At 71.7% G+C, this 12,016-nt stretch carries 11 protein-coding genes, 1 other RNA gene, 1 pseudogene and 1 riboswitch; of the genes and pseudogenes, 3 read left to right on the top strand and 10 right to left on the bottom strand.

Annotation, left to right across the window (positions count from 1 at the left end):
* The first annotated feature begins 316 nt into the window (after positions 1 to 316).
* Positions 317 to 1,078 (top strand): NRDE family protein, encoded by a 762-nt coding sequence (locus LAJ50_RS16675; protein ID WP_138653488.1) that lies wholly within the window; start codon positions 317 to 319, stop codon positions 1,076 to 1,078.
* A gap of 292 nt (positions 1,079 to 1,370) precedes the next feature.
* On the opposite strand, the gene rnpB is transcribed toward LAJ50_RS16675, so the two are convergent.
* Positions 1,371 to 1,735: RNase P RNA component class A (gene rnpB / locus LAJ50_RS16680), an RNA gene on the bottom strand.
* A 115-nt stretch (positions 1,736 to 1,850) separates the two neighbouring features.
* Entirely contained in the window at positions 1,851 to 2,669 is an 819-nt protein-coding gene (rsmI, locus tag LAJ50_RS16685; protein WP_138653490.1) for a 16S rRNA (cytidine(1402)-2'-O)-methyltransferase, read from the bottom strand.
* 230 nt (positions 2,670 to 2,899) lie between these two features.
* Between rsmI and LAJ50_RS16690 the strand changes: the two are divergent.
* Both LAJ50_RS16690 and LAJ50_RS16695 read left to right on the top strand, forming a co-directional pair.
* A pseudogene (locus LAJ50_RS16690) lies at positions 2,900 to 4,123 on the top strand (penicillin-binding protein activator); the annotation flags it as partial.
* 8 nt (positions 4,124 to 4,131) lie between these two features.
* Positions 4,132 to 4,518 (top strand): YraN family protein, encoded by a 387-nt coding sequence (locus tag LAJ50_RS16695; RefSeq protein WP_130550210.1) that lies wholly within the window; start codon positions 4,132 to 4,134, stop codon positions 4,516 to 4,518.
* A 29-nt stretch (positions 4,519 to 4,547) separates the two neighbouring features.
* Here LAJ50_RS16695 and LAJ50_RS16700 read toward each other — a convergent pair whose 3' ends face one another.
* The 8 genes from LAJ50_RS16700 to LAJ50_RS16735 form a co-directional block, all read right to left on the bottom strand.
* Complete coding sequence (locus LAJ50_RS16700; RefSeq protein ID WP_130550211.1) at positions 4,548 to 6,137, bottom strand: CocE/NonD family hydrolase; 1,590 nt, start codon at positions 6,135 to 6,137, stop codon at positions 4,548 to 4,550.
* Between the two features lie 313 nt (positions 6,138 to 6,450).
* Positions 6,451 to 7,413 carry a thiamine-phosphate kinase gene (gene thiL, locus LAJ50_RS16705; protein ID WP_138653494.1) on the bottom strand — a complete coding sequence of 321 codons (963 nt, stop codon included), beginning with the start codon at positions 7,411 to 7,413 and terminating at the stop codon, positions 6,451 to 6,453.
* Complete coding sequence (locus tag LAJ50_RS16710) at positions 7,410 to 7,823, bottom strand: DUF2251 domain-containing protein (RefSeq protein WP_138653496.1); 414 nt, start codon at positions 7,821 to 7,823, stop codon at positions 7,410 to 7,412. The genes thiL and LAJ50_RS16710 overlap by 4 nt, the downstream gene beginning before the upstream one ends.
* A gap of 14 nt (positions 7,824 to 7,837) precedes the next feature.
* Positions 7,838 to 8,311 (bottom strand): transcription antitermination factor NusB, encoded by a 474-nt coding sequence (nusB, locus tag LAJ50_RS16715; protein WP_130530729.1) that lies wholly within the window; start codon positions 8,309 to 8,311, stop codon positions 7,838 to 7,840.
* The gene (gene ribH / locus LAJ50_RS16720) at positions 8,308 to 8,775 is read right to left on the bottom strand and encodes a 6,7-dimethyl-8-ribityllumazine synthase (RefSeq protein WP_130515439.1); all 468 of its coding nucleotides are present in this window, start codon (positions 8,773 to 8,775) and stop codon (positions 8,308 to 8,310) included. Before ribH ends, nusB begins: the two co-directional genes overlap by 4 nt.
* Before the next feature lie 54 nt (positions 8,776 to 8,829).
* The gene (ribB, locus tag LAJ50_RS16725) at positions 8,830 to 9,948 is read right to left on the bottom strand and encodes a 3,4-dihydroxy-2-butanone-4-phosphate synthase (protein ID WP_138653498.1); all 1,119 of its coding nucleotides are present in this window, start codon (positions 9,946 to 9,948) and stop codon (positions 8,830 to 8,832) included.
* Positions 9,945 to 10,550, bottom strand: coding sequence for a riboflavin synthase (locus LAJ50_RS16730; protein WP_138653500.1), 606 nt, complete (start codon positions 10,548 to 10,550; stop codon positions 9,945 to 9,947). The genes ribB and LAJ50_RS16730 overlap by 4 nt, the downstream gene beginning before the upstream one ends.
* Positions 10,551 to 10,682: 132 nt before the next feature.
* Positions 10,683 to 10,900, bottom strand: a riboswitch (FMN riboswitch).
* 189 nt (positions 10,901 to 11,089) lie between these two features.
* Positions 11,090 to 11,998 carry a LysR family transcriptional regulator gene (locus LAJ50_RS16735; protein ID WP_138653502.1) on the bottom strand — a complete coding sequence of 303 codons (909 nt, stop codon included), beginning with the start codon at positions 11,996 to 11,998 and terminating at the stop codon, positions 11,090 to 11,092.
* Positions 11,999 to 12,016: the final 18 nt, after the last annotated feature.

Genomic DNA, 12,016 nt, shown 5'->3' on the forward strand with positions numbered 1-12,016 from the left:
TCGACTTCAGCACTGCGGCGGTCATTGAACCACGAAAAACCACAGAAACCCCGGATTTCCCGCTTGTGCCCACATTAGCATCGGGCAAGGGGTTGTCAACAACTCGCACGCAGGAAAATCACTATCCGGATCAATGGCTTGCAAAGAACTTCAGAGACTTGTTCAAGCCTTATCCACAAGTTGCTGTTTCGTCTCAAATTTTGAGATTGGACCGGGATTCAGGGCTGTGCAGGGGATGTGAAGTGACCCCTGTCACGGCAATGCCCGGAAGGCGTCCGCACGCGCGCACTGCGCAGACTCGGCCGACAATGGGCGCATGTGCCTTGTCGCGATCGCCTGGAAAACCCACCCCCGCTGGCGCCTGGTCCTGGCCGGCAACCGCGACGAATTCCATGCTCGCCCCACCGCTGCGCTGGCGCCCTGGGCCGACCGGCCCGGCGTGGTGGCCGGGCGCGACCTGCGGTCCGGCGGCAGCTGGGCCGGCGTCGGGCCGCAGGGACGGATGGCGGTGGTGACCAATGTCCGCGACCCGCGACTGACCGCCCCGCCCGGCGCCCCGTCGCGCGGTGCGCTGGTGGCCGACTTCCTGGCCGGACCAGCGCCCGCGGCGGAGACGGCCGACGCCCTGCACGCCCGCGCCGCGGCGTTCGCGCCCTTCAACCTGCTGCTGGCCGACGCGGTCGACTGCCGCTACGTGGGCAACTGGCCCGGCCCGCGGGCGCGCACCGTGCCGCCGGGCGTGCACGGCGTGTCCAACGGCCCGTTCGACGACCCCTGGCCCAAGACCCGGCGCCTGTGCGCCGCCCTGGCCGAGTGGCTGGGCGGCCCGGCCGAGGACCCGGCGGCGCTGTGGGCCGCCCTGGCCGACCGCAGCCTCGCCCCGGACGACCAGTTACCCGACACCGGCATCGAGCTGGACCTGGAGCGCCGCCTGTCCGCCCCCTTCATCGCCGACCCACGCTACGGCACCCGCGCCAGCACCCTGATCGCCCTCGACCACGCCGGCCGCGGCTGGATCGCTGAGCGGCGTTTCGGTCCTGAGGGGGTTTCTGCCGGGGAGACCAGGCTGGAGATCTGAGGGATTCGGGATTCGGGATTCGGGATTCGGGATTCGGGATTCGGGATTGGGGATTGGGGATTGGGGATTGGGGATTGGGGATTGGGGATTGGGATGCGGAGGATTGCTTTGACGGGTGTTCCGTGACGAGCGCGCACGGGCACCGACGGACCCAGTGAAAGCCGTCGAAGCAGAGCCCCCTTTGGTAAAGGGGGCGCGGCGAAGCCGCGGGGATTTGGCACGATGGCCTGGGGCCCGCGTTTCGCATCGCGAAACGTGGGGGCTTCATCGCGTATCGCGCGATGAAGCCAGGTGGCGGAGCCGGCCTGTAAGCCGGGTTCTGTCGTGGACAGTCATTCCTCTAGGCGCATCGTCACCGATACGCTCAAGCAACCTACCCGGACCCGACGCGGGCCGCGTCATGAGGTCCCTATTCGGTCTTGCTCCCGGTGGGGTTTACCGTGCCGGTCCGTTGCCGGACTCGCGGTGCGCTCTTACCGCACCATTTCACCCTTACCTGATCCCTTGCGGGCCATCGGCGGTTTGCTTTCTGTTGCACTGGCCGTCGGCTCGCGCCGCCCAGGCGTTACCTGGCACCGTGCCCTGTGGAGCCCGGACTTTCCTCGGCGCCCGCTTCCATCGAAATGGAGCGGACGACGCGACTGTCCGGCCGGCTCCGCCGTCGCGGATTGTCGCATGCCGGCAGGAGCCAAGGGAAAAAACCAAGAATCCGTCGGCGCGAACAGCCTCTACGCCTTCCGCGCCTCCCGTTCCGCCGCGCCCGTTCCTCGCCTCAAGCCCCGTACAACGCCTTGCGCGGCGCGCCGGTGATCTCGGCGGCGAGCTTGGCGGCGGTCGAGGGCGGCAGGTGGGCCTTGAGCAGGGCGTGCACGCGGTGGCCTTCGGCGAGCTGGGCGTCGGCATCGTCGCCGGCGCCCTGCACCATCACCACGAACTCGCCCTTGCGCTGGTTGTCGTCGGCCTGCACCTGCGCCAGCAGCGTGCCGAGGCTGCCGTCGAGCACGGTCTCGAACAGCTTGGTCAGCTCGCGCGCCAGGGCGGCGGGACGCGCCGCGCCGAAGGCCTCGGCCAGGTCGGCCAGCGACTCGGCGATGCGGTGCGAGGATTCGTAGAACACCAGCGTGCGCGGCTCGCCGGCCAGCGCGCGCAGCGCGTCGCGCCGGGCGCTGGCCTTGGCCGGCAGGAAGCCTTCGAAGACGAAGCGGTCGCTCGGCAGGCCGGCCACGCTCAGCGCGGCGATCGCCGCGCAGGCGCCCGGCACCGGGCTGACCCGCACGCCGGCCGCGCGCGCGGCGCGCACCAGCCGATAGCCGGGATCGGACACCAGCGGCGTGCCCGCATCGGAGACCAGCGCCAGCGACTGCCCTTCCAGCAGACGCGCGACGATGCGCGCGGCCATCGCCTCCTCGTTGTGTTCGTGCAGGGCCAGCAGCGGCGTGGACACGCCGAAATGCGCCAGCAGCTGGCCGGTGCGGCGGGTGTCCTCGGCACAGATGGCGTCGACCGTGCGCAGGGTCTCCAGCGCGCGCGGCGTGAGATCGGCGAGGTTGCCGATCGGCGTGGCGACGACATGGAGGGTGGGCTGGGCCATGGACAGGCACTCATCTGGCAAAGGGTAGAATCCTAGCCCGTTCCTCCAGACCCGGCCCCGCACTGCCCATGCATACGCGCACCGCCCTGCTGTTCGCCCCGGCCCTGCTCGGCCTGCTCCTGGTCGGCTGCGCCACCACGCAGGTGGCCCCGAGCGCGGGCACCGCCACGCGCGCGGAGCAGAATGCGGCCTTCGTCCAGGCCCAGCAGCTGGCCGCCCAGCGCCCCGGCCTGAGCGGCCAGGCGCTGAGCGAGAACACCCGGCGCATCCAGGCGCTGCTGGCCGAGCTGGACAACGTCACGCTGACCCGCGAAGCCACCGCGCTGCCCCCGGGCGACCCGCTCTACCCGCTGGCCGGCAACGCGCTGCTGGAGCGCAAGCTGCCGCTGCCGCGCCCGTTCGACCATGGCAGCCAATGGAACTTCGACGCCAACGGCCGCCCGCCGGCGGACCGCGACGGCTACCGCCCGCCGCAGAAACTGGCCGTGCTGCTGCCGCTGTCCGGCCCGCTGAGCGCCGCGGCCGCGCCGGTGCGCGATGGCCTGCTGGCCGGGTACTACGGCGAGCATCGCCGTCGTCCCGAGATCCGCTTCTACGACACCGCCAGCAGCCCGGTGGATGCCACCAATGCCTACGCGCGCGCGGTGGCCGACGGCGCCGAGCTGGTGGTCGGCCCGCTGGGGCGCGAGCAGGTCGACGCGCTGTTCCGCCAGGGCAACCTGAAAGTGCCGGTGCTGGCGCTCAACCGCGGCGAACTGGAACCGCCGCAGGGCGCGGCCAGCTTCTCGCTGGCGCCGGAGGCCGAAGGCGTGAGCGTGGCCGATTACCTGCTCAAGCTTGAACGCAAGCGCGTGCTGATCGTCGGCGGCAGCGACGAGAGCAGCCGGCGCGCGGCGGACGCCTTCGGCAAGCGCTTCAGCGAGGGGGGCGGCGTGGTCGCCGACGTGCTGACCGTGGGCGATGCGCCCGCCGACCTGTCCGCGCCGCTGGCCACGGCCGCGGGCAAGAACATCGATGCGATCTTCCTGGCCGTGCGCGGCTCGACCGCGCGCGCGCTGACCCCGCAGCTGGCGCTGGCCGGGCTGGGCGGCAAGACCCGCGTGGGCACCTCGCTGCTGGTGCAGGGCACCGGCAAGCCGGAGGAGGACAACGTGCTGGATGGGGTGATCTATCCGACCGAGACCTGGTCGGCCAACGGCGTCACCGGCCTGCCCTCGGCTACGACCGTGGCGGCCACGCTGCCGACCGCCCGCGGCGGCGCGGCGCGGCTGTTCGCCTTCGGCTACGACGCCTGGCAGCTGTCGGCCTACCTGCCGCGCCTGGTCGGCAACGCCAACGCCGACGTGCGCGGGGCGACCGGCACGCTGACCCTGGACGGCTTCGGCACCGTGCTGCGCGCACCGTCCTGGGCGACCTTCCGCGGCGGCGTACCGGTGCCGATCGCCGGCGGCTGAGCGCGGCGATGGCCGAGCGCCAGGCACGCGGTGCGACGGCCGAAGCCGCGGCCCGCGCGCTGCTGGAGCGCGACGGCCTGCGCCTGGTCGCCGCCAATGTCCGATTCCGCGGCGGCGAACTGGATCTGGTGATGCACGACGCGGCCGCGCGCGGCGGCGCCTGCCTGGTATTCGTGGAGGTGCGCTACCGCGGCGCGAGCGCGTTCGGCGGCGGCGCGGCGTCTGTCGATTCGGCCAAGCGCCGCAAGCTGGTCCACGCCGCCCAGCTGTATCTGGCCCAGCATCCGCGCTGGGCCAGCCTGCCGTGCCGCTTCGACGTGGTCGAAGCGCACGGCGATCCCGCCAACCCCCAGCTCACCTGGCTGCGCGACGCCTTCCGCGCCGACGAAGCCTAAGGCCTGCCGTCGACCCCGGGCAGGCCACCTCAGCGCAGCGGCACGCTCAGGCGCGACGGCGCCGAAGCCGGCGAACCGAACGCCACGCTGCCGCCGACATCGGTGGCATCGGTGTAGCGCGGGTCGAGCGTGTCCACGACCAGCACCAGGCGGCTGCCCGCCGGAATCTCGGCGGCCGCCGCTTCCAGGCCGATCTCCAGCGTACGCGCCTGGCCCGGCACCGCGTCGCGCAGGCTGTAGGGCTTGTAGCTGAGCAGCGTGCCGGTGCCCAGGGCGTCCATGCGGTAGAGGTAGGCCACCAGGGTCACATGCGACTGGCTGGGCGTGACCGTCACGCGCAGGCTCGGCGCCCCGGCCAGCACGCGGCTGCGGTCCAGCACCGGCCCGGACCACACCGCGCCGCCGACGCGGCTGACCAGCGGGATCGAGGTCTGCGCCGACTGCCCGAACGCCTGCAGCAGGCCGCTGAGCAGCACCACGCCCGAATCGGCCAGGGTCGGGATGCCGGTCAGGATGGAGGCGCTCCAGCCGGTCGCATCGCCGCTGGACAGGGTGCCGGTCGGCCGCAGCAGGCCCGTGGGCCGTCCCAGCCCATAGACCACCGGGTCGGTCTGCACCTGCGCCCAGCTGGCGTAGTCCAGCGTGCGCCCGCCGATGCTGGTCAGTCGCACCGAGCCGCGCCCGTCCACGCCGTTGGCCTGGCCCTTGAGAAAATGGTCGAACCAGGCGACCGCCTCGTCGTAGACCGCGTTGGGCAGACCCAGCGCGCCCGGCAGTTCGGCCGTGGCGTGGTCGCCCTGGCTGAAGACCAGGCGCCGCGGCCCGGTGAGCTGGTTGTAGAAGGCCACGTACTGACTGGGCGGGAACAGGCCATCGTTGAACGCATTGGCCAGCAGCACCGCCGTGCCGTTGCGGTTGATCTGCGCCACCTCATGCACCGCGCCGCGGCTGGCCGCCTGAGGCAGGAAGCCGTTCACCGCACCATCGAAGTCGCCCACGGCCACCTTCGCGGAGATCGTCTGCAGGTCCGAGCCGGGGCGGCCGGTCAGGTTGCCGGTGGCGGCCAGCATCAGCACCGCCTGCTGGCTGACGGTCCGGTTGGCGTAGAGCGAGGCCTCCAGATCCGCCCAGCCGCTGAGCGCGGCCACCGCCTTGATGCGCGGGTCGCGCGCGGCGGCCAGCAGGCTGGTGCCGGCGCCGTAGGAGATGCCCGAGGCGCCGATACGCGCCGGGTCGGCCGGGGTATGCGCCAGCGCCCAGTCGATCACCGAACTCACGTCCTCCACCGTGGCCGGCCCGGCCACGTCGATCTGCCCGGTCGAGTCCCAGAAGCCGCGCGAGGTGTAGCTCACCACCACATAGCCCTGGCTCGCCATCTGCGTGGCGCGGCCGACGTATTCCAGGTTCGGCAGCGACCAGCTCGCCGGCATCACCACCAGCGGGAACGGCCCACTGCCCTGCCCGGTCGGCACCAGCACCATGGCGCCCAGCTCGGTGCCATCGAAACTGGCGATGCGCTCATAGGTCTTGTTGAAGCCGCCCGCCCACGCGGTGGTCGAGCAAAGACCCAGTACCAGCACGACCACCAACACCCCATACCGCCGCGCGAACCTGTGCATGCAACGCCCTCCCAGGCAAGGGCCGGGCCGCGCGAGCACGGGCCGGCCGTGGTGTGTGAACGCCACCCCGCTGGAGCGGCCTCGACACCGTACTTGCGCGTATGGAGGCCGCCAAGCTGCAACGCAGCACGCGGCGGGCCGGTGCAGGAGCCGGCAAGGTGAGAGCCAGCACGGTGAGAGCTGGCAGGGGGAAGCCAGCTGGAGCGCTGGCTCGGTGGGAGCCGCCGCCATGGCGGCGATAGGGCGTTACCGGAAGAGCCTCATCGCCGCCATGGCGGCTCCCACCGAGCAAGAAGCGTGCGTCCCGCGGACTTCAGCCGAAGTGGTCGTAGCCCACGCGCGGCGCCTGCCAGGGCGCGCCGGCGGCGTCGAGGGCCTGCACGCCCTGCCCCGAGACGATGCGGCCGATGCGCGCGCCGGGCACGCCGGCAAAATCCAGGGCGGCCTGCACCTCATCGGCGCGCTGCGGCGCGGCGGTGAAGCACAGCTCGTAATCGTCGCCGCCGCCGGCCTGCCAGGCCCAGCGCAGCTGCGGGCGGAAGCCCGCCAGGGCGCGCGAGACGGGCAGCTGTTCCAGCTGCACCTGCGCGCCAACGCCGCTGCGCCGGCACAGATGGCCCAGGTCGGCCAGCAGCCCGTCGGAGATATCGACGCAGGCGCTGGCCACGCCCAGCAGGCCGCGCCCGGCTTCCACCCGCGGCGTGGGCCGGTCCAGGCGCGCGCGCAGGGCGCGGTCGACGGCGGCGCCGGAGAGCAGCGCCTGCAGTGCCGCCGCCGCATCGCCCGGGGTGCCGGTCACCCAGATCTCGTCACCCACCCGCGCGCCGTCGCGGCGCAGCGCATGGCCGGCCTCGACCTGGCCCATCGCCGTGATCGACACCGACAGCGGCCCGCGCGTGGTGTCGCCGCCGACCAGGGCGATGCCGTGGCGCGCGGCCAGGTCGCAGAAGCCATCGAGGAAGCCCTCGATCCAGGCCGGATCGGCCTGCGGCAAGGACAGCGACAGCGTGCACCACGCGGGTCTGGCGCCCATCGCGGCGAGATCGGAGAGATTCACCGCCAGTGCCTTCCAGCCCAGGTCGGCGGGCGCCACGTCGGGGAAAAAATGCACGCCGGCATTGAGCGTGTCGGCCGTGACCACCAGCTCCGTGCCCGGCGGCATCGCCAGCAGCGCAGCATCGTCGCCGATCCCCAGCACCACGTCGCCGCGCGTGCCGGCGCGCGCATGGATGCGCGCGATCAGGCCGAACTCGGATCCGGCCGGCGGAGCGGTCAAGCGAACAACCCCTCGACCTCGTCGCTCCAGGCCGGACGCGTCCACCCGGACGCGCGCGCAGGTGCCGGGAATTCACTGCGGCAATAGCCGCGCTTGCCCCGGAAATCGAATGCGGCCTGCGCTTGGTCGTTGATGAACAGCACCGCCTTGGCGTCGTCGCGCGACCAGCCGATCTTCACTTCCACAGGGACGTGGCGATCCACCACGTCCTCGACGTTGTAGACATGCAGCGCATCGACGATCTCCCACAACGCCAGCGCGGTGTTCCAGCGGTGCGCGTAGAGATACCCGGTTTCGCCATCGTCCTCGAACACGACCGAGAAGGGCTGCTCCACCGCCGCATCGGACAGGAAGACGCCGCCACCGACGTTGACCGTTTCCCTGGCCTCCACGAACACGTTGAATGCCATGGAACGGGCCCGGCTTACTTGCTCGCGCGCGGATGCTTGGCCTCGGCCGGGCGCCACTCGAGCGCGGCGCGGTCCAGCACCCCGTTGACGTAGGTGTGGCCGTGTTCGGAACCGAAGCGCTTGGCGGTCTCGATGGCCTCGTTGATCACCACCCGGTACGGCACGTCGATGCGGTGGCGCAGCTCGTAGGCGGCGATGCGCAGCACCGCGCGCTCGATCTGGTCGACCTCGGCCACGTTGCGGTCCAGGTGCGGCAGCAGGGCCTGGTCGAGTTCGGCGTGGTGGGCCATGACGCCGCGCACCAGGTCCTCGAAGTACTCCAGGTCGGCCACTTCGTGGGCCTGTTCGTGGGCGAACTGGGCGATCACCGCCTGCGTGGTGCCGCCGGCCAGCTGCCAGGCGTAGATCGCCTGCAGCGCACGCCGGCGCGCACGCGCGCGCAGCACCGGATCGACCCCATCGCCGCGACGCGGACCGGGACGGCTCATGCCAGCTTCTCCAGCAGATTGACCATTTCCACCGCGGCCAGGGCCACTTCCTCGCCCTTGTTGCCGTGGCTGCCGCCGGCACGCGCCTCGGCGTCCTCGGCCACCTCGACCGCCAGCACGCCGTTGAGCACCGGCAGGCGGTAGTCCAGCTGCACGCGCATCAGCCCCTCGGCGCAGCCGTCGGCGACGTGTTCGTAATGGCGGGTGTCGCCGCGGATCACGCAGCCCAGGGCCATGATGGCCGCGTGCCCACCGCCGGCCGCCAGACGCGCGGCCACCACCGGGATTTCCCACGCGCCCGGCACGCGGATCACGTCGATCGCGTCCTCGGCGACGCCGTTACCGGCCAGTTCCTTGCGCGCGCCGGCCACCAGCGCGTCGGTGATGCGCGCGTTCCAGCGGCTGGCGATGATCGCGTAACGCGCACCGCCGACCGTGCGCAGGTCGCCTTCGTAGTGGGTCATGGGAATCGTGCGGATCGAGGGTCGCACAGTTTATCAGGCGCGGGCAGGCCGGCTTCAGCCGCGGGCGGGCGGCGGGACTTCCACCGTCTCCACGATCTCCAGCCCATACCCCGCCAGGCCGACCTGGCGGCGCGGGGTGCCCAGCACGCGCAGCTTGCCCAGCCCCAGATCGGCCAGGATCTGGGCGCCGGCCCCGTTGCGCCGCCATTGGCCCACGTCCTTGTCCTTGCCCGGCGCGCGCGGCGCGGGCTGTTGCAGCAGGCGCGCCAGCAGGGCGTCGGAATCGCGCGGGGCCGACAGCACCACCATCACGCCCTGGCCCTCGGCGGCGATCGCGCGCAGGGCGTCGGTCGCGGCCACGCCGAAGTCCTCGCGCCGCCAGTGCAGCAGGTCGGCCAGCGGGTTCTCCACCTGCACGCGCACCAGCGTCGGCACCTCGGCCCGCGGCGCGCCCTTGACCAGGGCGAAGTGCAGCTCGCGGGCGATGCGGTCGCGGTAGGTGACCAGGCGGAACGGGCCGAACTCGGTGTCGATCTCGCGCTCGTCCACGCGCTCGACGGTGTGCTCGGTCGCCAGGCGGTAGGCGATCAGGTCGGCGATCGAGCCCATCTTCAGCCCATGCTCGCGCGCGAACACCTCCAGCTGCGGGCGGCGCGCCATGCTGCCATCGGCATTGAGGATCTCCACCAGCACGCCGGCCGGCTCCAGGCCGGCCAGCATGGCCAGGTCCACGCCGGCCTCGGTGTGGCCGGCGCGCGTGAGTACGCCGCCGGGCTGGGCGATCAGCGGGAAGATGTGGCCCGGCTGGTGCAGGTCCGCCGGCTTGGCATCGGGCTTGACCGCGGTGCGGATGGTATGGGCGCGGTCGTAGGCCGAGATGCCGGTGGTGACGCCTTCGGCGGCCTCGATGCTGACGGTGAAGTTGGTCTGGAACTGCGCGGTGTTGGCCTGGACCATCGGCGCCAGGCCCAGCTGCGCGGCGCGCTCGCGGGTCAGCGGCAGGCACACCAGGCCGCGGCCGTGGGTGACCATGAAGTTGATGTCCGCGGGCTTGACCAGCTCGGCGGCCATGATCAGGTCGCCTTCGTTCTCGCGGTCCTCGTCGTCGACGATGACCACCATGCGGCCCTGGCGGATGTCTTCCAGGATCTCGGGGATCGGCGCGAAGTTCACAGCGCGGCTCCGCGTTCGCCCAGCAGGCGTTCGACGTAGCGCGCGACCAGGTCGATCTCCAGATTCACCGCATCGCCCACGCCGGTCTGCGCGAAGCGCGTATGCGCCACGGTGTGCGGGATGAGCGCCACCTCGAAGCCTTCCGCGTCGACCTCGTTGACGGTCAGGCTCACGCCATCGACGCAGATCGAGCCCTTCCTGGCGATGTACTTGAGCAGCGCGGCCGGCGCCGCAAAGCGCCAGCGCTGCGCGCGTGCGTCCTCGTGCACCGACAGCACCCGGCCCAGGCCATCGACATGGCCGCTGACCAGATGGCCGCCGAGGCGATCGGTCGGGCGCATCGCGCGCTCCAGGTTCAGCGTCGCGCCGACCGGCAGCTGGCCGAGCGTGGTCAGCGACAGCGTCTCGGTCGAGGCATCGGCCTGGAAGCTGGTCGCGTCGAAGGCGATCACGGTCAGGCAGACGCCGTTGACGGCGATGCTCTCGCCCAGCTGCACCGCGTCGAACGGCAGCGTGCCGACCTCGAAGCTGAAGCGGGTATCGCCACCGATGGGGGTGGCCGCGGCCAGGCGGCCGACGCCTTCGATGATGCCGGTGAACATCAGCGCACCTCCTGCGACAGGAGGGCGGGAATGCACGCAGTACTCTGATTCATGATCAACGTTTCTCGCAAAGTCGAAAGCGAAAAACGCCACAAGGCCATGACCCGCGCGCAGCCCAAGGGCCGCGATGCGGGTCGTCTTCTTTCATCCGGACTTTCTGGCGCGGCAAGGCTGCGCCAACCGTCGGCTCCGGCATCGGACCGGATCTGCTGACCCGTGGCAGGCGTGCAGTCCGCAATGATGAGAGACGCGCTCTCGAGCGGGACCCGCCAACCCCAGCGCTCGCGGGCTCATGCGCCAGTGGCGCATCTACCGCCGGTGGGGAATCTCACCCCGCCCTGAAGACGTTCTTTGAGGATGCCGGCGAACCGGCGCGCGCAGTATAGCGCCGTGGCCGTCCGCCCCGGCGGCACGCAGCGTGCCGATGACAACGCAGGCGCCGTGAAGATCCCGCTCGACCCGCGTGCGGGCGCCCTGGACTACCTGTGCGGGCACTCGCCGCTCACCGAGCGTGGCCGGCGCCAGCGCAGGCCGGGTGCTCAGTCGGCCATGGCGGCGACCAGCGCATCGATTAGCAGGCGCAGCGCCGGCTGGCGGTCCGCGCCCGGCAGCCACAGCAGATGCACCGGCGAGTCGCTCACCGGCCAGTCAGTCAGCACCGGCACCAGCCGGCCCTGCGCGATCAGTGCATCGGACATGTAGTCCGCCTGCAGGGTGATGCCCACGCCGGCCAGCGCCGCATCGCGCGCGGCCTGCGCATCGTTGCAGGTCATGACCGGCGTGATGCGGACCGAGCGACGTTGGCGCTGGCGGTGGAACTGCCACAGCGTGCCGGTGCGCAGACCATTGAACGCGATGCATCGGTGAACCCGGAGATCGGACGGCTCCAGCAGCGCGGGCGCGCTCGCCAGATAGTCCGGCGAGGCGCACAGGTAACGGTGCATCGTGCCCACGCGCCGGGACACCAGCCGCGCGTCGTCGAGGCGACCGACGCGCACGGCCAGATCGACCTTGCCGGCGACCAGGTCGACGAAGGCGTCGTCGTAGGCGACGTCGAGCGTGATCCCGGGATGGGCGCGCATGAAGTCGGCCAGCAGGGGCGCCAGACGATAGCGGCCGTAGCTGGCAGGCACCTGCAGGCGCAGGTGGCCGCCGGCGCCCCGCGACTGCGGGTACAGGGCAAGCGCCATCTCGGCCAGCGCCGCCTCCAGACGCTGGTACTGCGCCAGCAGCCGCACGCCGTGCTCGGTCAACACCATGCGTCGGGTCGTGCGCAGGAACAGCCGGCTCCCGACGCTGTCCTCCAGCGCGGCGATGCGCCGGCTGAGCACCGACGGCGTGCAACCGACCTCGCGCGCGGCGCGGGAGAAATTCAGCGTGCGCGCGGCGGCGGCGAAGCTGCGCAGCACGCGCAGCTGGGCTGGCGCCAGGGTGGTCGATTCGTTCATTGAGTGAACATGATAAAT

Origin of the sequence: Pseudoxanthomonas sp. X-1 (assembly GCF_020042665.1) — a bacterium.
GTDB lineage: Bacteria > Pseudomonadota > Gammaproteobacteria > Xanthomonadales > Xanthomonadaceae > Pseudoxanthomonas_A > Pseudoxanthomonas_A spadix_A.

Coding starts and splice junctions, on each gene's coding strand:
- LAJ50_RS16695 (WP_130550210.1), top strand. CDS start 4,132: ATGGCCGAGCGCCAGGCACGCGGTGCGACGGCCGAAGCCGCGGCCCGC.
- LAJ50_RS16700 (WP_130550211.1), bottom strand. CDS start 6,137: ATGCACAGGTTCGCGCGGCGGTATGGGGTGTTGGTGGTCGTGCTGGTA.
- nusB (WP_130530729.1), bottom strand. CDS start 8,311: ATGAGCCGTCCCGGTCCGCGTCGCGGCGATGGGGTCGATCCGGTGCTG.
- LAJ50_RS16730 (WP_138653500.1), bottom strand. CDS start 10,550: ATGTTCACCGGCATCATCGAAGGCGTCGGCCGCCTGGCCGCGGCCACC.
- LAJ50_RS16735 (WP_138653502.1), bottom strand. CDS start 11,998: ATGAACGAATCGACCACCCTGGCGCCAGCCCAGCTGCGCGTGCTGCGC.
- LAJ50_RS16675 (WP_138653488.1), top strand. CDS start 317: ATGTGCCTTGTCGCGATCGCCTGGAAAACCCACCCCCGCTGGCGCCTG.
- rsmI (WP_138653490.1), bottom strand. CDS start 2,669: ATGGCCCAGCCCACCCTCCATGTCGTCGCCACGCCGATCGGCAACCTC.
- LAJ50_RS16710 (WP_138653496.1), bottom strand. CDS start 7,823: ATGGCATTCAACGTGTTCGTGGAGGCCAGGGAAACGGTCAACGTCGGT.
- ribH (WP_130515439.1), bottom strand. CDS start 8,775: ATGACCCACTACGAAGGCGACCTGCGCACGGTCGGCGGTGCGCGTTAC.